20 protein-coding genes are annotated in these 24,336 nt (G+C 56.6%); 19 read left to right on the top strand and 1 reads right to left on the bottom strand.

Features of this window, described 5'->3' with window-relative positions; translation table 11 throughout:
• The first annotated feature begins 77 nt into the window (after positions 1-77).
• The 11 genes from ACXI0A_RS18460 (at position 78) to ACXI0A_RS18410 (ending at position 14,721) form a co-directional block, all read left to right on the top strand.
• Positions 78-692: a cupin domain-containing protein gene (locus ACXI0A_RS18460; RefSeq protein WP_476150955.1), complete on the top strand. Its 615-nt coding sequence runs from the start codon at positions 78-80 to the stop codon at positions 690-692.
• A 125-nt stretch (positions 693-817) separates the two neighbouring features.
• Entirely contained in the window at positions 818-2,257 is a 1,440-nt protein-coding gene (locus ACXI0A_RS18455; RefSeq protein ID WP_476150956.1) for a circularly permuted type 2 ATP-grasp protein, read from the top strand.
• Positions 2,251-3,180 (top strand): alpha-E domain-containing protein, encoded by a 930-nt coding sequence (locus tag ACXI0A_RS18450; RefSeq protein WP_224933873.1) that lies wholly within the window; start codon positions 2,251-2,253, stop codon positions 3,178-3,180. The genes ACXI0A_RS18455 and ACXI0A_RS18450 overlap by 7 nt, the downstream gene beginning before the upstream one ends.
• The gene (locus ACXI0A_RS18445; RefSeq protein WP_224933872.1) at positions 3,177-3,977 is read left to right on the top strand and encodes a transglutaminase family protein; all 801 of its coding nucleotides are present in this window, start codon (positions 3,177-3,179) and stop codon (positions 3,975-3,977) included. Before ACXI0A_RS18450 ends, ACXI0A_RS18445 begins: the two co-directional genes overlap by 4 nt.
• A gap of 19 nt (positions 3,978-3,996) precedes the next feature.
• A complete protein-coding gene (locus ACXI0A_RS18440; RefSeq protein WP_224933871.1) occupies positions 3,997-4,701 on the top strand; it encodes a proteasome-type protease in 705 nt (234 codons plus the stop codon).
• A gap of 236 nt (positions 4,702-4,937) precedes the next feature.
• Positions 4,938-6,656, top strand: coding sequence for a bifunctional ornithine lipid synthase OlsF (gene olsF, locus ACXI0A_RS18435; RefSeq protein WP_224933870.1), 1,719 nt, complete (start codon positions 4,938-4,940; stop codon positions 6,654-6,656).
• A 122-nt stretch (positions 6,657-6,778) separates the two neighbouring features.
• Positions 6,779-7,846 (top strand): ATP-binding cassette domain-containing protein, encoded by a 1,068-nt coding sequence (locus ACXI0A_RS18430; RefSeq protein WP_476150958.1) that lies wholly within the window; start codon positions 6,779-6,781, stop codon positions 7,844-7,846.
• Positions 7,847-7,870: 24 nt separating this feature from the next.
• Positions 7,871-8,860, top strand: coding sequence for an extracellular solute-binding protein (locus ACXI0A_RS18425; protein ID WP_476150960.1), 990 nt, complete (start codon positions 7,871-7,873; stop codon positions 8,858-8,860).
• Between the two features lie 2 nt (positions 8,861-8,862).
• On the top strand, positions 8,863-10,605 hold the full coding sequence (locus ACXI0A_RS18420) for an ABC transporter permease subunit (protein ID WP_476150962.1): 1,743 nt from the start codon (positions 8,863-8,865) through the stop codon (positions 10,603-10,605).
• A complete protein-coding gene (locus tag ACXI0A_RS18415) occupies positions 10,593-11,711 on the top strand; it encodes an MBL fold metallo-hydrolase (protein ID WP_476150964.1) in 1,119 nt (372 codons plus the stop codon). The genes ACXI0A_RS18420 and ACXI0A_RS18415 overlap by 13 nt, the downstream gene beginning before the upstream one ends.
• A 166-nt stretch (positions 11,712-11,877) precedes the next feature.
• A complete protein-coding gene (locus tag ACXI0A_RS18410) occupies positions 11,878-14,721 on the top strand; it encodes an EAL domain-containing protein (RefSeq protein ID WP_476150966.1) in 2,844 nt (947 codons plus the stop codon).
• A gap of 189 nt (positions 14,722-14,910) precedes the next feature.
• Here ACXI0A_RS18410 and ftnA read toward each other — a convergent pair whose 3' ends face one another.
• Complete coding sequence (gene ftnA, locus ACXI0A_RS18405; RefSeq protein WP_224933864.1) at positions 14,911-15,420, bottom strand: non-heme ferritin; 510 nt, start codon at positions 15,418-15,420, stop codon at positions 14,911-14,913.
• Between the two features lie 238 nt (positions 15,421-15,658).
• On the opposite strand from ftnA, the gene ACXI0A_RS18400 reads away from it, so the two are divergent.
• The 8 genes from ACXI0A_RS18400 (at position 15,659) to deoA (ending at position 24,318) form a co-directional block, all read left to right on the top strand.
• The gene (locus ACXI0A_RS18400; RefSeq protein ID WP_476150968.1) at positions 15,659-16,762 is read left to right on the top strand and encodes an amidohydrolase; all 1,104 of its coding nucleotides are present in this window, start codon (positions 15,659-15,661) and stop codon (positions 16,760-16,762) included.
• A 304-nt stretch (positions 16,763-17,066) separates the two neighbouring features.
• Positions 17,067-18,656 (top strand): peptide chain release factor 3, encoded by a 1,590-nt coding sequence (prfC, locus tag ACXI0A_RS18395; RefSeq protein WP_224933862.1) that lies wholly within the window; start codon positions 17,067-17,069, stop codon positions 18,654-18,656.
• Between the two features lie 258 nt (positions 18,657-18,914).
• Positions 18,915-19,502, top strand: coding sequence for a molecular chaperone OsmY (gene osmY / locus ACXI0A_RS18390; RefSeq protein ID WP_476150970.1), 588 nt, complete (start codon positions 18,915-18,917; stop codon positions 19,500-19,502).
• Between the two features lie 95 nt (positions 19,503-19,597).
• On the top strand, positions 19,598-19,759 hold the full coding sequence (locus tag ACXI0A_RS18385) for a DUF1328 domain-containing protein (RefSeq protein ID WP_007893192.1): 162 nt from the start codon (positions 19,598-19,600) through the stop codon (positions 19,757-19,759).
• A 179-nt stretch (positions 19,760-19,938) separates the two neighbouring features.
• A complete protein-coding gene (locus tag ACXI0A_RS18380) occupies positions 19,939-20,991 on the top strand; it encodes a patatin-like phospholipase family protein (protein ID WP_224933860.1) in 1,053 nt (350 codons plus the stop codon).
• On the top strand, positions 20,988-21,764 hold the full coding sequence (locus ACXI0A_RS18375) for a TatD family hydrolase (protein ID WP_476150974.1): 777 nt from the start codon (positions 20,988-20,990) through the stop codon (positions 21,762-21,764). The genes ACXI0A_RS18380 and ACXI0A_RS18375 overlap by 4 nt, the downstream gene beginning before the upstream one ends.
• A gap of 291 nt (positions 21,765-22,055) precedes the next feature.
• Complete coding sequence (deoC, locus tag ACXI0A_RS18370; RefSeq protein ID WP_476150976.1) at positions 22,056-22,835, top strand: deoxyribose-phosphate aldolase; 780 nt, start codon at positions 22,056-22,058, stop codon at positions 22,833-22,835.
• A gap of 160 nt (positions 22,836-22,995) precedes the next feature.
• A complete protein-coding gene (deoA, locus tag ACXI0A_RS18365; RefSeq protein ID WP_476150977.1) occupies positions 22,996-24,318 on the top strand; it encodes a thymidine phosphorylase in 1,323 nt (440 codons plus the stop codon).
• Positions 24,319-24,336 lie beyond the last annotated feature (18 nt).

Genomic DNA, 24,336 nt, shown 5'->3' with positions numbered 1-24,336 from the left:
ATTTTGTTGGTAAGCGCACATTGCAATGCCCTCGGGCTTTGCCACAATTAAGCAACGTGGCTTCCCGGAGAAAGAGTATGACTGCCAACACTTCCAGCCTGATGTTACTGATGTCTTTCGCCGCCGGTACCTTTTCAGCAGGTTCATCCAATAATCCGCAGCATCTGATGCTGTCGGTGCCCTCGGGCGGCGTCCCGAATAACCTGTTGCCGCTGATCATCTGGCCCGGCATTGCGCCTGATTATGATGAAGAGCTGCAAAGCGACAGCGCAGCCTGGTTTGAAAAAACCTTTACCGATAACGGTTGGCCAGCAGCATGGCGCGCGCCGATTTTTCCCTACACCCATTACCATCCGAACACCCATGAAGTGCTGGGCGTGGCGGCGGGCTGGGCGGAAGTGCTGTTTGGCGGTGACAGCGGCCGTATGGTGACGCTACGTGAAGGCGATGCGGTGTTGATCCCGGCCGGTGTCGGCCATAAACAGGTGTTCGCCTCAGACGATTTTTTCACCGTTGGCGCCTATCCTGAAGGGATGTCGCCTGAAACCGTGCGTGACGAGCCCTCTCGATTACGTGTAGCAAAAGATCAGATTGCGCGCGTGCCGTTGCCGCATCGCGATCCTTTTACCGGTGGCGACGGGGCGATGACAGATATCTGGCTGCCGATTGCGCAGCAGTTAATGCACCAGTAAGGTGCATTGCAACCGTTATCCGGCGCTGTCCCGTGAGCGGGGCGCGTGTGCCGTGAGGGGCGCGAGCCTCTGGCACACTTTGTGCAGGAGAGGATCCAGGTCCTCTGACAAGCGCCGGGTAAATCATGAAAGAAAGCTACCAGATAGCGTCACACTTCTATGATGAGATGTTGCTGAGCGGTGGCGAACACCGTGCGCACTATCAGCATTATTGGGAGTGGTTACAACAGGCGGACAAAGAGGCGGTGGCGCGTAAGCGCGAAGAGGCGGAACTGCTGTTTCATCGCGTGGGCATCACCTTCAACGTCTATGGTGAAGACGGCGGCGCGGAGCGGCTCATCCCGTTCGACAGCGTGCCGCGTATTATTCCGGCCAGTGAATGGGCGATGCTCGATCGTGGCATCCGCCAGCGCGTGCAAGCCCTGAATGCCTTCCTGCATGACATCTACCATCAACAACACATCCTCAAGGCGGGGATCGTTCCGGCCGAGCAGGTATTGATCAACGATCAATATCAGCCCTGCATGCAAGGCGTTGATCTGCATCGCAACATCTATGCGCATATTACCGGCGTCGATATGGTGCGCAACAACGACGGCGAATATTACGTCCTTGAGGACAACCTGCGCACGCCGTCCGGCGTCTCCTACATGCTGGAGAACCGTAAGATGATGATGCGTCTCTATCCGGAGCTGTTCGTTGAGCAGCATATCGCACCGGTAGAGCGCTATCCCTCGCACCTGCTGCAAACCCTGCGCGAAAGCTCTCCGGTCAACGATCCGGTCGTCGTGGTGCTGACGCCGGGCCGTTTTAACAGCGCCTACTTCGAACACAGTTTCCTCGCACAGCAGATGGGCGTTGAACTGGTGGAAAGTGCCGATCTGTTTGTGAAAGACGGCGCGGTGATGATGCGCACCACCGCCGGGCCGTGCAAAATCGATGTGATCTATCGGCGCGTCGATGATGCGTTCCTCGATCCGCTGGCGTTCCGTCCCGACTCGATGCTCGGCGTGCCGGGCCTGCTGTCGGTGTATCGAACCGGCAACGTGGTGCTGGCGAATGCCATTGGCACCGGCGTTGCCGATGACAAATCGATCTACCCTTATGTGCCGGACATGATCCGCTTCTATCTCGATGAAGATCCGATCCTCAACAACGTGCCGACCTGGCAGTGTCGCAAGCCACAGGATCTGACTTACGTCCTCGCCAATCTCAGCAAGATGGTGGTGAAAGAGGTGCACGGCGCCGGCGGTTACGGCATGTTGATTGGCCCGGTGGCCAGCCAGCAGGAGCTGAGCGATTTCCGCGATCGCCTGAGCGCGCGCCCGGAAAACTACATTGCGCAGGACACGCTGTCGCTTTCCACTTGCCCGACTTTTATCGATAACGGTCTGGCGCCGCGCCATATCGATTTGCGTCCTTTTGCCTTGTGCGGCGCGGATATTCGTTTAGTGCCGGGTGGCTTAACCCGCGTGGCGTTGACCGAAGGTTCGCTGGTGGTGAACTCGTCGCAGGGCGGTGGCACCAAGGACACCTGGGTTCTGGAGGATGACGCATCATGCTAAGTCGCACGGCCAGTGGCCTTTACTGGATGGCGCGTTATCTGGAGCGCGCAGAACAACTTGCCCGGGTGCTGGATGTCACCAACCGACTCTCGCTGATGCCGGTGCGTAACAGCCAAACCGATGAGCTGCTGTTGCCGCTCAATCTCACCGGCACGCGCGAGCTGTTTGAAACCCTCAACGGGCGATTCACCATGCCGCAGCTGTTTAACTTCTTTGCCTTAGATGACCGCAATCCCTGCAGCATTTTCAGCTGCTGGCAGGAGGCATGGAACAATGCGCACGCGGTGCGCGGCAGTTTGTCATCCGAGGTATGGGAGAGCATCAACTCGACGTGGATTGAGATGCGTAACATGCGACGACGCGGTATCACCAGCGCCAACGCCGACAGCTTTTTTGACTGGGTTAAAGAGCGATCCCACCTGTTTCGTGGCGCGATGTTCGGCACCTTGCTGCGTGGCGATGCCATGTGTTTTATCCGTATCGGCACGCTGATGGAACGCGGCGATGGCACCGCGCGTTTACTGAGTGTGAACCAGCAACTGCTGGAGCAGAACCCGGACTCGGTGCGTGAATACTACTGCCTCGATACGCTGCTGCGTGCGGTGTCAGCGCGAGAAGCTTACAACGCGATCTTCAAACAGCAGCTGATGCCGGATCTGGTGAATGAGATGCTGATCCTGCGCAGCGAGAGTCCGCGATCGTTGCACTCCTGTATTGAAGAGATCGCCACCCAGCTGGAGCAGATCGGCAGCAGCGGGGAGGATCGTCCACGTTATTTGGTCACGGTGCTGCTGGCGGAAATGCGCTTCAGCACCTGGGAGAGTTTGACGCGCGAAGGGTTGTACACCTGGCTCAACCGTTTTCTGGTGCAGATCACCGCGCTGGCGGAGAGCATCAATCAGACCTATCTGGAGGCGAAATGAGACTGAACATCGAGCACAAAACCTGTTATGCCTACGAGCAGCAGGTGAAACTCAGCACCCAGTATCTGCGCCTGACGCCGCAAAACTCGGTGCACCAGCAGATCCTTTCGTGGGATCTCGATTTGCCGTGTGAAGCCACCCGCACGCTGGATGCTTATGGCAACGTGCTGCATGTGATGACGTTAGACACGCCCCACCAGCAACTGGAGATCGCCGCGCGTGGGGTGGTGGAAATTCTGGATGAAGGCGAGTTTTCACCCGATCCTGAATCGATCCTGTCGCCGTTAGTGTTTCTGCGCGCCACACCATTAACCTTGCCCGATGCAGCAATCCGCGACTTTGCCTTGCGCTACTGGCATGCAGAAAAACCGCTGTCCAGCCTGGAAAAGCTGATGGATGAGTTGCTGCTTAAAATGCCTTATCAACCGGGCAGCACCCAGGTGAGTGATACCGCGGCGAAAGTATTTGCCGCCGGTAGCGGGGTTTGCCAGGATCACAGCCACGTGTTTCTTTCGTGCTGCCGTTGCCTCGGTATTCCGGCGCGCTATGTCAGCGGCTATCTCTATACTGATAATGTAGAACACGTTGCCACCCACGCCTGGGTCGAGGCCTGGCTGGATGGCAGTTGGCACAGCTTTGATATCACCAATAATACGCGCAGCACGCGTCAGCATTTACGTCTGGCGGTGGGTGTGGATTATCTCGATGCTTGTCCGGTGCGCGGTATGCGGCTGGGCGGCGGCGGTGAAGATATGCTGGCGGTAGCGGCGGTGCAGCAGGTGCATGCGCAGCAGTAATTTTTTTGCAGGCGTGACTATGACTTATTGTGTGGCAATGCGTTTATCGTCAGGGATGATTTTTGTGTCGGATTCACGCACCAATGCGGGCGTCGATCATATTTCCTCGTTCCGCAAATTACACGTGTTTCAGGTGGATGATGAACGCACCCTGGTGCTGCAAAGCGCCGGCAATCTGGCCACCACGCAAAGTGTGTTGAGCCTGCTGAGGCGGAATAACCACGACAGCGATCAGCCCAACTTGCTGAATGGACGATCGCTGTATGACATTGCGCTGCTGGTAGGTGAGACGCTGCGTGAAGTGATTAAGCGTGATGGCGAAGAGTTTGGCGGCACGCTGCTGTTAGGCGGCCAGATTCGTGGTGAGGCGCCGCGCCTGTTCCAGATCTATCCGCAGGGCAATTTCATCGAAGCCAGCGTGGATACCCCGTATTTCCAGATTGGCGAAAGCAAATACGGTAAGCCGATCATTGACCGCGTTCTGCGCTATGAAACCCCGCTTAGCCAGGCGATGCAGTGCGCGCTGATTTCCATGGACTCGACGCTGGCGAGTAACATTTCGGTGGGATTGCCGCTGGATGTGATGGTGTATCGCACCGACAGCTTTAGCGATAACGAGCAGCATCATATTACCGATCAACACCCCTACTTTTCGCAGATCCGTCAGCTATGGAGCAAAGGGTTGTTGAGTGTGTTCTCACAATTACCGCCGTTAAAACTGTAATTAAATCCGCGTGATAAATCACGCCGCTACATTGTTCAGTGCGGTTTACGTAGGGTACGCATTCATGCGTACCGGGTTAAATACGCACTCATTGGCTTAAGTGAGCGGCATTATGCAATTTATTGCGCATGCCTCTCTCCCTCGGTTTTTCCGTTCCGCTTTCTCACTGGTCATAAATCTGAAAACAAGCCTGTTTAACTTCGGTGCCATAAACCGCTGCGCACAAAAGGTGAATGATGTTTTCTGTTGATCAGCTTCTCGATACTTACTGGCCAGGCCATCAACCCGCGAACTGGCAGAAACGCCTGGTTAAATGGGCAGTTCGCGAACATGAATTCCAATCTTTTGCTGACCGTTATCGCCACCTGAAAGGGGTGGATATGGTCGAGCAAGTGCTGGAGCACCTGGATGTGCGCTGTGAACTGAGTGAACGCGATCTGGAGCAGATCCCGACCACCGGTCCGCTGGTGATTGTCGCCAACCATCCGCTGGGAGCGTTGGACGGACTGGCGCTGCTGGCGGCGGTATCGCAGGTACGTCGTGACGTGAAAATCGTCGCCAACCGCATGCTGATGATGCTGGAGCCGATCAACAACCTGATGTTGCCGGTGGATAACATGGGCAACCGCACCAGTCGTGAACAGCTGACGCGCATGCAGCAGCATCTCGACAATCAGGGTGCATTAATCATCTTCCCGGCGGGTGAAGTCTCTCGCCTCTCCAGCCGTGGCGTGCGCGACAGTCGCTGGCACCACAGTTTTCTGCGCCTCGCTGCCCGTGCCCGCGCGCCGATTGTGCCGGTGCACGTGGTGGGACGTAACAGTCTGGCCTTCTACGCCGCCGCTAAAATTGCCTCGCCGCTGGCACTGATGATGCTGGTGCGTGAGATGTTCCGCCAGCGCGGTTCGCGCATCAAGTTGCACATCGGCGAACAGATTCCGTTCGCCAACTGGCACGATGGCCACACGCCGGGCAAAGAGCTGGCAAAACGACTGCGCAAACACCTCTATCGCATCGGCCAGGGGCGGCGTGGCTTGTTCCTGACCGAAGCCGCGATTGCCCGCCCGGAAGATCGCGCCGAGCTGAAAAAAGCGCTGATGGAGAGTGAGCGTCTGGGTTCATTGCCAGATGGTAAACAGATCTACCTGTGGCGTCGTAACGGCGCCACCTGGGTGCCGCTGCTGCGTGAGTTGGGGCGCCTGCGTGAAATCGCCTTCCGCGCGGTAGGCGAGGGCAGCGGTCGTCGCCGCGATCTCGATAAATACGATGACGATTACTATCACCTGATTCTTTGGGATGACGACGCGCTGGAGATCGTTGGCGCTTATCGCTTTATCCCTGGGGCAGAACAACTGGAGCGTCGTGGTCTGGAAGGCATCTACAGCGACAGCCTGTTCCATTACGACGAGCGCATGCTGCCGATCATTAATCAGGGACTGGAGCTGGGGCGCAGCTTTATTCAGCCTGCCTACTGGGGCAAGCGTGGCCTGGATTATCTGTGGATGGGCATTGGTGCCTATATCGCCAAATACCCGGAAACCCGCTATCTGTTCGGTCCGGTATCGATCTCCGGCGGCATGCCGCTGGCGGCACGCGATCTGTTAGTGGCCTTCTACCGCATGTACTTCCCGACCGAGTTGCCGCTGGCGAAATCACGCCGTCCTTATCCGGCCTCGCTGCCGGAAGTGCTGGCGCAGTTTACTGGCGATAACTATGCGGAAGATTTGCGCCGCCTGAAGCACCTGCTGGCGAATCTCGGCACCGCGATTCCCACGCTGTACAAGCAGTATTCGGAAGTGTGTGAACCGGGCGGCGTGCAGTTTATCGATTTCGGCAGCGATCCCGATTTCAACAACTGTATCGACGGACTGGTGCTGGTGGATCTGTCACGCGTGAAGCCATCGCGCTATGAGCGCTATATCGGCATGCATTTGCAGGCTGAAAGCGTCGAATAAGCAGCAGGGAGGCTTTCGGGCCTCCCGTTTTAATTGAGCACGGAAACGTCAAATCGATGTCACGGGATCGTCATCTGATTGTCGTAGGGTCTTAGCCGGACTGTCAGATAAAGGCCAGAAACATGGCAACGATCACACTTCGCGGGTTAAGCAAATCCTTTGCTGCACAGCCGGTACTTCAGGATATCTCGCTGCAGATTGCGCAGGGAGAGTTCATCGCCGTTCTTGGCCCCTCGGGCTGCGGCAAAACCACCTTATTACGTCTGCTGGCGGGCTTTGAAACCGCTGATGCCGGTGAAATCCACGTCGGCGAGCGCTGCTTTGCCGGGCGAGGCATCCACCTGCCGCCGGAAGATCGCCAGCTCGGCGTGGTGTTCCAGAGCTATGCGCTGTGGCCACACATGACGGTGGCGGAAAACGTCGCCTATAGCCTCAAAGTCAACGGCGTGGCGCGCCATGAGCGTGACAGCCGCACGCAGCAGGCACTGGAACTGGTGGGGTTAGAGAATTTTGCCTCACGCCGTCCTGCCGATCTCTCCGGTGGACAGCGTCAGCGCGTGGCGTTAGCTCGCTGTCTGGTCGCCAAACCGACGCTGGTGCTGCTCGACGAACCGCTCGCCAACCTTGATGTGCACCTGCGAGCCACCATGGAAGAGGAGTTTCGCCGCTTCCATCGCCACAGCCACGCTACTTTGCTCTACATCACCCACGACCAGCACGAAGCGATGGCGCTGGCCGATCGCATCGTGGTGATGGATGGCGGTCGCGTAATGCAGTTCGCCACGCCGCAAACTCTGTGGCGCGAACCGGCTAACGAAATGGTGGCCGGCTTTATTGATGACGGCAAAGTGCTGCCGGTCAGCGACATCGAACCGACCGGCGAGGGCAAAGCACTCGCCACGCTGTGCGGTCTGCGCGTCACCTTGCGCTGTGCGGCCGATCAACGCCCGATGCCCCACGGCAAAGCCAGTTTTCATGCGGTAGATTTCCGCCTCGCCGAGCCGGGTGAACCGCAGTTTGCGGTGCGCGTGCAGCGGGTGATCTATCGCGGCAGCCATTACCAGATTGATGTTGCACCCATTGAGGCACCAGACCGCAGCATCACGCTGCATCTGGCCGATGCCGCTTTACCCGTTGTTGACGCGACCCTTGGTGTGGCGCTGCGCGACGGTTGGATTCTTCCTTCATAACGTTCAAACCTTAGGGAAATTGCTATGCGCACGTCTTTTAACGCTTTGATGTTAGCCAGTGGATTAGTATTCGCCGCCGCCAGCCACGCTGAAGAGGCCCCGTCGGGTAAGCTGGTGATCTACACCTCGCAGGCACCGGAAATCGCGCAGCAAACCGTGGACGCGTTCAAAGCCGCGTACCCGAAAGTCGAAGTGGAGTGGACGCGTAACGGCACCACGCAGCTGATGAACGTATTGCAGACTGAGATGATGAGCGGTGGTGCCAAGCCGGACGTGTTGCTGATTGCCGATGCCATCAACCTCGGCGCGCTGAAGAATCAGAATCAGCTCTACAGCTACGCGGATGCGCCACTGAGCCACATCAATCCGTCGTTCTTTGACAAAGACAAAACTTTCTTCGGCACCAAAATCATCGCCACGGTGATTGCTTATAACACCCAGCACGCACAGCCGATTGACAGCTGGAACGCACTGGCGGTAGAGGCCAATAAAGGTCAGATCGCCATGCCAAGCCCGCTTTACTCCGGCGCGGCGCTGTACAAGCTGCACACTGATATCAACACGCCGACCATCGGCTGGGACTTCTACAAGAAACTGGCAGCGATTGGCGTGGCACCGCAGGGCGGCAACGGTCCGGCCCTGAAAGCGGTCGCCAGCGGGCTGGATAAGTACGGCATCATCACTGACGCTGACGTGATTCTGGCGAAGAAAAAAGGCTCACCGGTGGATCTGGTGTACCCGAAAGAGGGCGTCTCTTACGTGACTGAGCCAGTGGCGATCATGAAGTCGGTGCACAACCTGCCAGCCGCCAAAGCCTTCGTGAACTTTATGCTGTCTGAACAAGGCCAGAAGCTGGTGGTCGAGCAGGGCAACCGCCCGGTTGACGATCGTGTTTCTGCACCGGCGGGCTTTACGCCAATCAACAAAATCAAACTGCTGACCCCTGACGTGGCGAAAGCCATCAAGGAAGATGCCACGGTGCGCGATCAGTTCACCGCAATGTTTGGCGGCTAAGCATGAGCGTGGTGAGCAACGAATGGCGTAACGCGGCGCGTGGCGGTCAACGCTGGCGTCTCAACAGTGAAAAGCTGATCCTGGCGCTGATGGTGCTGCTGATTGGTTTACTGTCGGTAGCGCCGCTGCTGCGACTGGTATGGACGGCGATTGCCCCGCAGGGCGTGCCGGATATGGCGCGCTTGTCGCGCCTGATAGCCAGCGACCGCGTGCTGATTGCCAGCGGCAATACGTTGCTCATCGCCTTTAGCTCGACGCTGATTTCGGTCGTGCTCGGCACCGCCGCCGCCTGGCTGGTGGCGCTGAGCGATCTGCGCGCCAAAACCGCGTGGGTGTTCGCCTTTATCCTGCCGCTGATGATTCCGCCGCAGGTCACGGCGCTGGCCTGGCTGCAGGCGCTGGCACCGTCCAGCCCGTTAGCACTGCTGTTTGGTTCGCTCGGCTTGCCGTGGTTTGCGCCCGGCGAACAGCCGCTCTATTCGCTGAGCGGCATCGTGCTGCTGCTCGGCACACATAACGCGCCACTGGTGTTTCTCACCGTGCGCGCCGGTTTACGTCGCTTACCTGCCGATTTAGTCGAAGCGGCACAGATCAGCGGCGCCTCGCGGATGCGCGTGCTGTTCACCATCATTCTGCCGCTGGCGCGTCCGGCGATCTTTGCCGGAGCCGCGCTGACCTTTGTCGCCGCCGCCGGTAACTTTGGTATTCAGGCAATGCTGGGTATTCCCGCCCGCGTGCCAACGCTGATCACGCTGGTTTATCAACAGCTCAACGGTATCGGCCCCAGCGCATTACCCAATACCGCGGTGTACGCGCTGCTGATTGCAGCGATCACCCTGGCGGGCATGGCCGCCAGCGCCTGGCTCGGCGGTCGTCACGATGTGCGCGTCAACGGTGCGCCACGCGTGTGGCAGCAACCGCTAGGGCGTGGGCGGTTGGCGATTGAGGGAACGGCCTGGCTGTGGATGGCACTGACGCTGCTGCTGCCGGTCAGTGCGCTACTGATAACCGCACTCACCAGCGGATATGGTCAGGCGCTCACCTGGCAAACGCTGACGCTGGAGAACTTCCGCAGCGCGCTGTGGGGCTATCCAGCGGTGCGCCACGCCTTTATGACCAGCCTCGGATTAACCTCGCTGGCGGCGATTATTTTGACGTCCACCGCGCTGTTTCTGGCGTATTTCCTCAGCTGGCGACGGACCAAACTGGTGCGCGGCCTGTGGCTGGCGAGTGAACTCACCTATGCCTTGCCGGGCATTGTCACCGGTGTCGCGGCGATGCTGTTCTTCCTGCGCCCGCTGCCGATAATCAATGTGTCGCTGTATGGCACGGTGTGGATCATCCTCGCCGCGTATCTGGCCAACTTCCTTGCGCTGGTGCTGCGCCCGACGCTGGCGGGCTTCGCCCAGCTGGAACCGGCGCTCGATGAGGCAGCACGCTTGTGCGGTGCCAGCTTTATGCGGCGCATGCGCGATATTTTACTGCCGCTGGCTGCGCCTTCTGCGCTGGCAGGCACGGTGCTGGTATTCCTCACCGCACTCAATGAAATTCAGGTTTCGGTATTGCTGGTGACCTCGCAAACCCAAACCATCGGACCCACCATCGTGTTCCTTGACGAAGGGGGCTCCGCCTCGCTGGCGGCCGCGGTAGGCTGCCTGATGATTCTGGTCGTGTGTTTGCTGATGGGATTGGCAACGCGGCTGGCGCGGCGTCTGCCGCAAGGGGTTTTACCATGGCAAGCTTAACGGTTATCAGCGGTGTGGGCGGCAAGCTGCCCGCGGCCTTTTTGGTCGAGATGGAAGGCTATCGCCTGCTGTGGGATCTCGGTGCCGGTCCGCAACCCGGCGTACGACCGGATATCCGTGCCATTGGCCGGGTTGATGCGCTGTGTTTGACCCACTCGCACGTTGATCACGCGGCTTCGCTCGACTGCTGGGCACAAATCGGTTCGCCGCCGGTATACGCCACCGAACAGACCTGGTTGCAGCTGCCTAACGTCGCGGTGCCGATGTATGCGCGGCGTCTGCTGCCGTTGCGCGGCCAGAGCGCCATTGGCCCGTTAAATCTGTTTACCGGACGTAGCGGCCATTCGCCGGGTTCGGTATGGTTCCATCTGCCGATTGCCGGTGGCATCACCTATATGGGCGACTGGAGCCGCGAAGCGCTGCTGTTGCCGTTTGATTGTCCACCGCAGGCGAAGCTGTTGATCACTGATGCATCCTACGGCGACCGCACGCAGCGTTTGTGCGATCAGATGGATGCACTGGCGATTGCCGCCACCCACGGCGCAGTGATTGCGGTGCCGGAGCACGGTCGCGGACCGGAAGTGGCTTTACAGCTCACTGCGCGTGGTCTGGCGGTTCAGCTCTGCCCACAAATTCGCAGTGAAGTTGCACAGTTGCTGGCGATGGACAAACTGCCCGCCACCACGGCGCTGGGATTAGTGCGCTTGTTGAAACAGCCGCAGCCGGAACAATGGCGACCTGCGGATGTGATTGTGGCGGCCGATGCGGTGGCCGACAGTGGGTTAGCCGCACAGCTTAGCGAACAGCCGGGATTCAGGCTGATTTTCAGCAGTCATGTTGCGCCCGGTACGCGCGCAGCCAGCTTGCTGGCCGATCAGCAGGCACGCTGGCTGCCGTGGAACGTCCATCCGCCGATTGACGATCAGCTGTGGTTGATAGGTAAAACCAACGCACAATGTGTTATCCCTGCCTTTGTGGCCGCCAGTGAATGCCCGCAGTTAGCGGCGAGTGCACCACTTTGCTGGCAGGCACATATCCCTCTGCAATGTCATCTTGAAAGCCCGCGATTCTGCCGTGAGAGTGGTCAACGCAGCCTATTAATTTAAGTATCCCGCTGAATGTTTTTTCGCCATTGCCGATAACCTGACTACCAACTTTTGTCTGTGGACGATTAACGCTTGTCAGCGCTGCGCTTTTGCGTTTTAGTCACCACAGCGATTAGGATTTTTCTTAAGAAGCACTTTATACCAGGCCAGCAATAGGCGAATAACAATGAATAATAACTCTGACGTCATGTACCGGCTGCTGGTGCAGAGCGTGGTGGATTATGCCATTTACATGCTCAAACCCGATGGCACCGTCGCCAACTGGAATGCAGGGGCACAACGCGCCAAAGGCTACACACCGGACGAAATCGTCGGTAAAAACTTTGCGCTGTTCTATAGCGAAGACGATCGTAAAAACGGAGCGCCACAGCGCGGACTTTCCGTGGCGACAGCGGTGGGGCGCTTCGAGACCGAAGGCTGGCGCTATCGTAAAGATGGCAGTGCCTTCTGGGCACATGTCGTTATTGACGCGATTCGTGATGATTTCGGCGAACTGCTCGGCTTTGCCAAAGTCACTCGTGACTGCACGATTCAGCAGGAGCAGCAGCGTAAACAGCATGAACAGGAGCAACGTTTCCGTTTATTAGTTGAAGGCGTAACGGACTACGCCATCTACATGCTTGATCTTGACGGTAACGTCGAAAACTGGAACGCCGGCGCACAGCGTGCCAAAGGTTACGTGGCCGAAGAGATTGTTGGTCAGAACTTTGCACGTTTCTACAGCGCGCAGGATCGTAAAAATCATATTCCGGAAAAGAACCTCAGCACCGCGTTCAAAACCGGCCGCTTCGAAGATGAAGGCTGGCGTTATCGCAAAGATGGCAGTGCGTTCTGGGCACATGTGATCATTGATGCGATTCGTGATGATGCGGGTAAGCTGATCGGCTACGCCAAGATTACCCGTGACTGCACCGAGCAGCGTGAGCTGCAGCGCAAGCAGCAGGAATACGAAAAAACCTTCCGTCTGCTGGTGGAAGGCGTCACCGATTACGCCATCTATATGCTGGATCTGCAGGGCCGCGTGGTGAACTGGAACGCCGGAGCGCAGCGTGCCAAAGGCTACATTTCAGATGAGATTGTTGGCCAGCATTTCTCGGTGTTTTACGGTTCGCAGGAGCGGCTGGCCAACACGCCGGAAGCCAACCTGGGTATCGCGCTGAAAACCGGCCGCTTCGAGGATGAAGGCTGGCGCTATCGTAAAGATGGCTCTGCCTTCTGGGCGCATGTGGTGATCGATGCCATCCACAATGAAGATGGCAAGATGATCGGTTTCGCTAAAATCACCCGTGATGTCACCGAACGTCGAGAGAATGAACAGCAGCTGCTGCGCGCGCGGGATCTGGCGCAGGCGCAGAGTGCCAAGATGTCTGAGCTGTCTGGTTTCCTCGATACCATCATCGCTAACATTCCGTCTTGCGTGATTGTGGAAGACGCCATCAGCCGCGAGATTTTGATGGTCAATGACAAAGCCGAGCAGCTGTTTGGCGTGAGTAAATCGTTGATTATGCACAAGCGCCCGCACGAGTGTATGTCGGCGGAGCTGAGCGACTATTTCAACAGCCTGGCGGATATCGCGCTGCGCAGTGAAGGCATTCATTCACGCGAACAGCTGCTGCTGACCGCAGGCGGCGATCGTATTCTGCATACCCGCGCCACCACTATTAGTGGCAAAGATATGCGTCAGAACTACGTGATGCTGATTGTCGAAGACGTTACCGATCAGCGCGAAGCCGATGCGCGTATTCACCATATGGCGCACCACGATAACCTCACCAGCCTGCCGAACCGTATTCTGTTCCGGCAGAAGCTGAGTGAAGCGCTGCGTCAGGATAATCATCACCATGCGCTGAGCGCCACGCTGTGTCTCGATCTCGATAACTTCAAGAACGTTAACGATGCGCTGGGCCATCAGATCGGTGACGATCTGCTGCGCGTGGTGGCAAAACGCTTGCGCACTGCGCTGCGCGATCACGATACGCTGGCACGTATTGGCGGCGACGAGTTTGCTATCGTGCTGCCCAATATCAACAACGCGCAGGAAGCGGCGATAGTGGCACAACGCCTTATCGAAGCGATTCGCCCACCGGTTAACGTCGAAGGGCACAACCTTTCCGTTGGTTTAAGCGTGGGCATTGCGTTGACGTCACAGGTGACCAACACGCCAGAGCATATGCTGCGCTGTGCGGATATGGCGTTATACGAAGCCAAGCGCAACGGGCGCAACCGCTTTGAACACTTCACCATGGAAATGGATGATGTGGCGCGCAGTCGCCGCGTGATTGAAAACGATCTGCGTGATGCGATCACCGGGCGTCAGCTCAAACTCTACTATCAGCCAATCACCAATGAGGACGAAATCATTGGTTATGAGGCGCTGATGCGCTGGCACCATCCGGTTAAGGGTTTAATCATGCCAAATGATTTCATCCCAATTGCCGAAGAGACCGGGCTGATCCACATGCTGGGTGCGTATGCGCTGTATGAAGCCTGTCGCGAGGCGCAGAGTTGGGGCACCGAGCAGTCGGTATCGGTAAATCTTTCGCCGCTGCAGTTTAAGAACAGCTCGCTGGTGTCGGTGGTGGAAGGCGCGTTGCGTGAATCCGGGCTGGCACCGCATCGCCTTGAAGTGGAGATCACTGAATCGGTGCTGCTGGATGACACGCTCGGTAATATCCGCACCCTGCAAAGCCTGAAGGCGATTGGCGTGCAGATTGCGCTGGATGACTTCGGTACCGGCTATTCATCACTGAGCTATCTGCGATCCTTCCCGTTTGACAAGATCAAAATCGACAAGTCGTTTATCAACGACATGGGCGACAGCCGTGAAGCCATGGCGATTATCCGCGCGATTACCGGCATGAGCCGCAGTCTGGATATTCAGATCACCGCCGAAGGGGTGGAGAGCAGTGAGCAATTCGCCAAGCTGCGTGAAGAGGGTTGTACGCTGTTCCAGGGCTATTTCTTTGGTCGCCCGCAGCCTTCAGAACTGCGTTTGAAAGAGCTGGAGTAAGCGGTCGCCATAAATGGCGACCCTACGGCGTAGGGGGCGCATTGATGCGCTCCTGGTTAAGTATGCGCTCCTGGCCAGGTATTCGCTCCTGATCGGGTACACTCTCGTCGCCATCTAAGCGCACGATTTCAGCATAAAAAAACGCCCGGCATTGCCGGGCGTTGTGCTGTTTGCTGTGTGTAATCTTTATTATGACTGGCCGTGGCCTTCGACGTTCATGCGGCCCAGGTCTTTGTCCACCAGGAACAGGCCTTCGCCTTTGTTGCCCACCAGCGCCAGTTTGTCCAGTACGGTTTTGAACAGCTTCTCTTCTTCGTGCTGCTCAGCCACATACCACTGCAGGAAGTTGAAGGTTGAGTAGTCCTGCGACATCAACGCGGTGTGCACCAGGTCATTGATGCGCTGCGTGATCAGCTGCTCGTGCTTCATCGCTTCTTCCAGCACGTCATTCAGTGAATTCCAGCTAATGGCTGGAGCGTCAATGCTGCCCAGTACCGGCATGGCACCGGCATCGCTAACGTAATCGAACAGGCGCTGCATATGCTCCATCTCTTCGCGAGAATGCGATTTCAGGAATGAAGCGGCACCTTCAAAACCTTTGTCGCTGCACCATGCGCTCATCTGCAGATACAGGTTGGCAGAGAAGAATTCGAGGTTCAGTTGATCGTTCAGGCGAGAGGTCATTTCAGCAGTTAACATGGCTGAGTCCTTTTAAATTTGTCAGGTGAAGTACGGTGAATTATGCATCAATCTATACTTTTTTGTGAAGGCTTTTTCGCAAAAAAGTTGAATTTATCTTATTGATTGTAAATGGAATTATTCAGTTTGTTGAATGCGAAGAATTCTCAGTTTTAACTCATTTTCATTCACGCTGGATTGATTATAGCTGCCCAACGGCGGATGCTGGGGCTAGCCTTTACATCTCAGGAGCTTAGCGGTGTCGAACGTATTAGATCATTATCATTTCTTGCACGAAATCCCGGAGTTAGGTTTCGAAGAATTCAAAACCTCTGCTTATATCGCCGACCAGTTGGAACAGGCAGGGATTAAGGTCACACGCGGGATTAACAACACCACCGGCATCGTGGCGGAAATTGACAGCGGCGTGCCGGGTCCGGTGCTGGCGCTGCGTGCGGATATGGATGCACTAGGCCACATCATTAATGGCGTCGCCTGTGCGCGCCACACCTGCGGCCATGATGGGCACTCCTCGGTGGTGCTGACGGCGGCGCAGGAACTGCTGAAAGAGGGCGCGATCAAGCGCGGCAAACTTAAGCTGCTGTTCCAGCCAGCGGAAGAACTCGGTGCCGGTGCGCTGTCGATGATTGAAGGCGGCGCGCTGGATGACGTCGAGATGATCCTCGGTTTCCACGTGCGTCCACTGGAAGAGTGCCACGTCGGACAGGCTACGCCAGCAGTACTCTATTCGGCGTGCAGCACGCTGGAAGCAACGATCAAAGGTTTGCCTGCGCATGCCGCGCGTCCACATTTGGGCGTGAATGCTTTAGATGCTGCGGTACAAGCGGTGCAGGCGGTGAACAGCATCCATCTGGCGCCGGGGCTGACCTGGAGCGTGAAAGCCACTCGCTTCTTGTGTGATGCCGGTGTCACCAACTCAGTGCCGGATGAGGCGCGTGTGGTGTGGGATCTGCGTTCGCAGGAGAACGCACCGATGGACGTGTTGAAACAGAAGGTGACGCAGGCGATTCAGCACAGCGTTGCCGCCTTAGGCGCAACGGCTGAAGTTGTCGTGCTGAAAGAGATGCCGGCGGCGGAGATTCATGAAGAGGCCACTGCGGTGATCCGTGCGGCCATCGTTGATGTGCTCGGTGAAGAAGGGCTGCTGGATACCAAATCGACCCCCGGCAGCGAAGATTTCTTCTACTACCCGGTGAAGAATCCGCAGGTAAAAGCCGGTTTCTGGGGTTTGGGTACCAATCTGGTACCGGGCCTGCATCATCCTGATATGCGTTTTGAACTGAGTTCGCTGGAGATCGGAGTGAAGATCTTTAAGGCGGCCGCGGTGCGCGTTTTAGGTTGATAGCATTATTCCGCGCAATGGATTGCGCGGTTACGCATCTGCACTCTGCTGTTGCGGCGCGATTCATCGCGCATTATTGGTGACTTCACGCTTATCCCACGATTTCCCCGCCTGCTGAAATATTGTATGCTATGCCGCCTCAACGCTTACTGGATAACCGGATTATTGCCAATGTAGATCGCGCACATCTTGCTGTGAACTGACGCTACTGCGTCGCCATTGGTTCCGTTATCCCCCGGCTTTGCCCGGAACGATTTATTCGCAGCGCGCTGCCCGCGTGTTGCCCTTAAAGAAGAATTCATACATGTCTAATCCTTCCTTTTTAGATGAAGTGGCGCGCCGCCGTACGTTTGCGATCATCTCGCACCCGGATGCCGGTAAAACCACCATTACCGAAAAAGTGCTGCTGTTCGGGCAGGCGATCCAAACCGCCGGTACCGTCAAAGGCCGTGGCTCCAGCCAGCATGCAAAATCTGACTGGATGGAGATGGAGAAACAACGTGGTATCTCCATCACTACTTCGGTGATGCAGTTCCCGTATCGCGACAGCCTTGTGAACCTGCTGGATACCCCAGGACACGAAGACTTCTCCGAAGATACCTACCGCACCCTGACGGCAGTTGACTGCTGTTTGATGGTGATCGACGCCGCGAAAGGTGTTGAAGATCGTACCCGTAAGCTGATGGAAGTCACCCGTCTGCGCGATACGCCGATCATCACCTTTATGAACAAACTTGACCGTGATATCCGCGATCCGATGGAAGTGCTGGATGAGGTCGAGAGCGAGCTGAAAATCGCCTGTGCGCCAATTACCTGGCCGATTGGCTGCGGTAAGCTGTTCAAGGGTGTGTATCACCTCTACAAAGATGAAACTTACCTGTATCAAACCGGTAAGGGCCACACCATTCAGGAAGTGCGCATTGTCAAAGGTCTGGCGAACCCGGATCTCGATGCGGCGGTCGGTGAAGACCTGGCTCAGCAGCTGCGCGATGAGCTGGAACTGGTGCAGGGCGCATCCAATGAGTTCGATCACGAGCTGTTCCTGAGCGGTGACCTCACGCCGGTGTTCTTCGGTACTGCATTGGGTAACTTTGGTGTCGATCATATGCTCGATGGCCTGGTAGCCTGGGCACCGACGCCAATGCCGCGCAAGAGTGATACGCGTCTGGTCGAAGCCAAAGAAGAGAAGTTCAGCGGCTTCGTGTTTAAGATCCAGGCAAACATGGATCCGAAACACCGTGACCGCGTTGCCTTTATGCGCGTGGTTTCCGGCAAGTACGAGAAAGGCATGAAGTTGCGCCAGGTGCGTACCGGCAAAGACGTGGTGATTTCGGATGCGTTGACCTTTATGGCCGGCGACCGTTCGCATGTTGAAGAAGCCTATCCGGGCGATATCATCGGCTTGCACAACCACGGCACCATACAGATCGGCGACACCTTTACCCAGGGTGAAAACATGAAGTTCACCGGTATTCCGAACTTCGCGCCGGAACTGTTCCGTCGTATCCGTCTGCGCGATCCGCTGAAGCAGAAACAGCTGCTGAAAGGTCTGGTTCAGCTGTCGGAAGAGGGCGCGGTGCAGGTGTTCCGTCCGGTCCACAACAACGATCTGATTGTGGGTGCGGTCGGTGTGCTGCAGTTCGAAGTGGTCGTGGCGCGCCTGAAAAGCGAATACAACGTCGAAGCGATTTATGAAGCCATCAACGTCTCAACCGCCCGTTGGGTGGAGTGCAGCGATGCGAAGAAATTCGACGATTTCCAACGCAAAAACGAAGTTAACCTGGCGCTGGATGGCGGTGATAACCTCACTTACATCGCCCCAACCATGGTAAACCTCAACATCACGCAGGAACGCTATCCTGACGTGAAGTTCCGCAAAACGCGCGAGCACTAATCCCGCCTCACAACAGGGCCAGTGATTTTCACTGGCCCTGTTTTTATCCTACAGACTCCTCCTAATTGCGCTGCGTTTATCGTTTTTTGGCGAGATATCAACCACAAAAGCCAGCAAAACCTGTAATCCCTACTATGATTATCCTGTCGGACGAGAAAAGAGACCTCTGGTTTCATTACGTCTATGAATGCAGCAACGCCGTTTGTTGCTGGCGCATTCGCAGTTGCGAGTGAGTTAACTGATAGAAGGATGATATCGATGAATAAGACTAAGATTGCTAAAACCCTGATTGCCGCTCTGGCTACCACTGCACTGATGGGCGGCGCAGCCTACGCTGCGGACACCAGCAGCACGGGTTCTAAAATCGATAGTTCTATGAAAAAAGTCGATGGTTTTATGGATGACAGCGGCATCACTGCTAAAGCCAAAGCGGCTCTGGTGGATGATGAAGCGATTAAAAGCACGGATATCTCAGTAAAAACGCATCAGGGTGTGGTCACGCTAAGCGGTTTTGTCGCTTCGCAGGATCAGGCAGAAAAAGCTGTCGCGCTGGTGCAGAAAGTTGAGGGTGTGAAATCCGTCAGTGACAAACTGCACGTTAAAGACAGCAAACAGGCATCACTGAAGGGTTATGCGGGTGACACCGCGACCACCAGTGAAATTAAAGCTAAGCTTTTAGCAGATGACATTGTGCCATCGCGCAACGTGAAGGTGGAAACCACCGATGGCGTGGTGCAGTTATCAGGAGAAGTGGCGAACCAGGCACAGTCCGATCGTGCTGAGAAAATCGCCAAAGCCATTGAAGGCGTGAAAAGCGTGAAGAATGACCTGAAGGTGAAATCTTAACGCGAGCGAAGCGGCACTGTTTAGGTGCCGCATCGTAATAAAAACAGTGATGTACTAATAAGCAGTTCGATTTTCACTATGGTAAGGAGAGGCTTATGTTTCGTTGGGGTATTATCTTTCTGGTCATCGCTCTGATTGCTGCAGCATTAGGTTTCGGCGGTCTGGCGGGTACGGCAGCATGGGCAGCTAAAATTGTCTTCATTGTCGGTATTATTCTGTTCCTCGTAAGCCTGTTTACCGGGCGTAAACGACCCTGACCGATTGCGTTAACACAACGCTAACCCGCGAGTCACTTAAAGCGGAGACCAGTCATTTGCGGCATAATAGTTAGCCGCACCGATTGCACGATGCAATAGGTCAGGGAATGACAATGACTGGTTCTCCGGGATGCTGCCGTTAGCGGCTCCCTCAGAGCAGGAACACTGAGGGACATCCATTGGGAATACGCATCCCGGTGTCATTAGACACCTTTGAGCCCCTGGCGCTCACCCCGTTCAAATCCAACAAAATTGCTCTGGTCTGCGAAGGCGGCGGTCAACGCGGCATCTTCACCGCAGGCGTTCTTGATGAATTTCAACGCGCCGGTTTCAACCCTTTCCAACTGATGTTAGGCACCTCCGCAGGCGCCCAAAACCTGTCCGCGTTTGTCTGCGCCCAGCCGGGTTACGCGCGCCGCGTCATCACGCGTTACACCACCAGCAAACTTTTTTTTGATCCGTTGCGCTTCGTGCGTGGGGGACATCTGATCGATCTCGACTGGCTGATCGACGTCACCAAACAAGAATTTCCCTTGTCGCTCAGCAACGCCGAAGGGCTGTTTGCCAAAGGCAGCGAGTTCTATATGTGCGCCTGTCGCGGTGACGATTACCGTGCCGAATATTTCAATCCCACCAGCCTGAACTGGCATGACGTGATCAAGGCCTCCAGCGCCATTCCGGGCTTCTATCGCAGCGGTGTGCTGATGGACGGCGTAAACTATCTGGATGGTGGTATCAGCGATGCGATTCCGGTACGCGAAGCGGCACGACGCGGTGCCGATACCATTGTGGTGATCCGCACCGTGCCGTCACAAATGTCTTATACGCCTAAGTGGTTCAAACGCATGGAGCGCTGGCTGGGTGACAGCGCGCTGCAGCCGATGATCAACATTCTGCATCATCATGAAGAGAGCTATCGGGAGATTCAGCAGTTCATCGATGAGCCACCCGACGATCTGCGCATCATTGAAATTTACCCGCCAAAACCGCTGGCGAGTATGGCGCTGGGCAGCCGTTTGTCTTCACTGAATCAGGACTACCATTTAGGGCGCCGCAGCGGTCGCTACTTCCTCGCCACGCTGGGTCAATGGCTTAGCGATGCCGAACCGTTCCTGCGCCAGACCACCGTAACGCCGCCGGCCGCCGTGGCGAATGCGCCGGACAATCGTGCGGTGCACACCCCGCCGCTGGCGGATAACGATGCAGACTTTGATGCAGGATCGCTGGCATGAGATTTATCGACACACACTGTCATTTCGATTTCCCGCCGTTTGTTGATGATGCGACTGAGAGCATCGCGCGGGCGGCGCAGTCGGGCGTGGAACGCATCATTGTACCGAGCGTGGATGCCAGCCGCTTTGCGTTGGTCAGCCAGCTGGCGCAGCAGCATGACGCGCTGTACGCCGCGCTGGGTCTGCATCCGATCAATATTGCCGTGCACGAAGACTCGCATCTGGATCAGCTGGAACAGTGGCTGCAAACGCCGGATAGCAAACGCGTGGCGATCGGCGAGATCGGCCTCGATCTCTATATGCAGGACGCGCAATTTGATAAGCAGACACGTTTGCTGGATGCACAGCTCAAACTGGCGAAAAAATACGATTTGCCGGTGATACTGCATTCACGTCGCACACACGATCAGTTGGCGCTGCATTTGCGTCGACATGATTTACCGCGCCGTGGCGTGGTGCACGGTTTTGCTGGCAGCCAGCAGCAGGCGGAGCGTTTTATCCAGCTTGGCTATGCGATTGGCGTGGGCGGCACCATTACCTACGAACGCGCCAGTAAAACCCGCAATACACTTGCCAGCCTGCCGCTCACCTCATTGTTGCTGGAAACCGATGCGCCCGATATGCCGTTGCAGGGTTATCAGGGCCAGCCAAACCGCCCTGAGCGCGCGCGTAATGTGTTTGACGTGCTGTGTCAGTTGCGCAGCGAATCGCCCGAGATCATTGCCGATGCGCTGTGGCAAAACAGCCTGCGGGTGTTTGCCCTGCCTGCCTGATCCTCTCCCGACACAATCTGGATTTGCCGCTATTTTGGCCGGCATTGGCTACAGTAATAAAATCGGCATTACACCTTCTCGCCCTGTTTTGTGATAATATTCACAACCTGTATTACGCCTGAAAAGCGCTGTGCTAGCGATTATTTGTGATGTGAATCACTAAATAATTGTATTCATATGACGAATTTTCTTTTTTCATGTGACATGAAGCGCAATTCATTCAGGTGTGGTTTGTTAGAATTGTCACATTATCCGGTGGCGTCGTCTGCCGGTCACCTTTTGGAGAGCATCATGACCGATCTTAAAGCGGCTGCACAACGCGCCCTGCAACTGATGGATTTGACCACCCTGAACGAAGATGACACCGATGAGAAGGTGATCGCGCTGTGTCATCAGGCGAAATCGCCAGCCGGTAACACCGCAGCGATCTGCATCTATCCACGTTTCATCCCTGCGGCGCGTAAAGCATTGCGCGAGCAGGGCACGCCTGATATCCGCATCGCCACTGTGACTAACTTCCCACACGGCAATGATGACGTTGAGATCGCGCTGGCTGAAACGCGTGCGGCGATTGCTTACGGTGCAGATGAAGTGGACGTGGTGTTCCCGTATCGCGCGCTGATGGCCGGCAACCGCGACATCGGTTTTGAGCTGGTGAAAGCCTGTAAAGAAGCCTGTGCCGCCGCCAACGTGCTGCTGAAAGTGATCATCGAAACCGGTGAGCTTAAAGAAGATGCGCTGATTCGTGCGGCTTCTGAAATCGCTATCGATGCCGGTGCGGATTTCATTAAAACCTCCACCGGTAAAGTGCCGGTCAACGCCACGCCAGAAGTGGCCGCGATCATGATGCAGGTGATCCACGATAAAGGCGTGCAGCAGCAGGTAGGCTTTAAGCCTGCGGGCGGCGTCCGTACTGCGGAAGATGCCGCGATCTACCTGAAGCTGGCGGATGACATTCTGGGCGAAGGCTGGGCGGATGCGCGTCACTTCCGCTTTGGTGCTTCAAGCCTGTTAGCTAGCCTGCTGAACACGCTGGGTCACGCCACTGCGACCAGCAAAGCCGGTTACTGATTCCAGCCTGTTGGTCGCCATAAATGGCGACCCTACGTTTGTTCGGAGCGTTTTCGTAACGGATGTTTGGTACGTTCCGTAACGGATGTTTGGTACGTTTTCGTAGGGTGCGCATTCATGCGCACCTGGCCGTTTTCACAGCACCCCCGGGGAGGCAACCGTGTTCCTGCCACAAGAAATAATTCGAAAAAAACGCGACGGCCTGCCACTGAGCGAGGCGGAGATCCGCTTCTTCATCAATGGCGTGCGCGACAACAGCGTATCAGAAGGTCAGATTGCCGCGCTGGCGATGACCATCTATTTCCATGATATGAATCTGGAAGAGCGCGTGGCGCTGACCATGGCGATGCGCGATTCCGGCACTGTGCTGAACTGGCAGTCGCTGAACCTCAACGGTCCGATTGTTGATAAACATTCCACCGGCGGCGTGGGCGATGTGACCTCGCTGATGCTCGGCCCGATGGTGGCAGCGTGTGGTGGTTATGTCCCGATGATCTCCGGACGTGGCCTCGGCCACACCGGCGGCACGCTGGATAAGCTGGAAGCCATACCCGGTTTCGATATCTTCCCGAGCGACGATCGTTTCCGCCAGATCATCAAAGATGTCGGCATCGCGATTATCGGCCAGACCAACTCACTGGCCCCCGCCGATAAACGTTTCTACGCCACGCGTGATATCACCGCCACCGTTGACTCCATCCCGCTGATCACCGCCTCGATCCTCGCCAAGAAACTGGCGGAAGGTCTGGATGCATTAGTGATGGATGTTAAAGTCGGCTCCGGTGCTTTTATGCCGACCTTTGAAGCCTCGGAAAATCTGGCGCAGGCGATTGTTGGCGTGGCGAACGGTGCGGGCTGCAAAACTACCGCGCTGCTGACTGACATGAATCAGGTGCTGGCGTCGACCGCCGGTAACGCGCTGGAAGTGCGTGAAGCGGTGCAGTTCCTCACCGGCGAGGCGCGTAATCCACGTCTGCTGGAAGTGACGATGGCGCTGTGCTCGGAAATGCTGATCTCCGGCAAGCTGGCAGAGAATGACGCCGAAGCGCGTCAGAAATTGCAGAACGTGCTGGATAACGGTAAAGCGGCGGAAGTCTTTGCCCGCATGGTGGCGGCGCAGAATGGTCCGGTGGATTTCATCGAGCGCATGGACAGCTATCTGCCTGCGCCGATGCTGAGCAAAGCGGTGTACGCCGATCGCGCCGGCATTGTCAGCGCCATGGATACGCGTGCGCTGGGCATGGCGGTGGTATCGCTCGGCGGTGGCCGTCAGCGCGCCAGCGACAGCATTGATTACAGCGTGGGCCTGAGCGAGATGACCACGCTCGGCACCAAAATTGACGTGCAGCGCCCGCTGGCGGTGATTCATGCTGCTTCGGAAGCACAGTGGCAGCAGGCGGCAGAAGCGGTGAAAGCGGCAATTACCTTGAGCGACCGTGCACCCGCAGAGACGCCAGTGGTGTATCGCCGCGTCAGCGAGTAACGCTTCTTCGTGCCAGGC

The sequence above is a fragment of the Pantoea sp. C1E2 genome (assembly GCF_056491465.1).
This window is presented reverse-complemented; position numbering and strand designations above follow the sequence as displayed.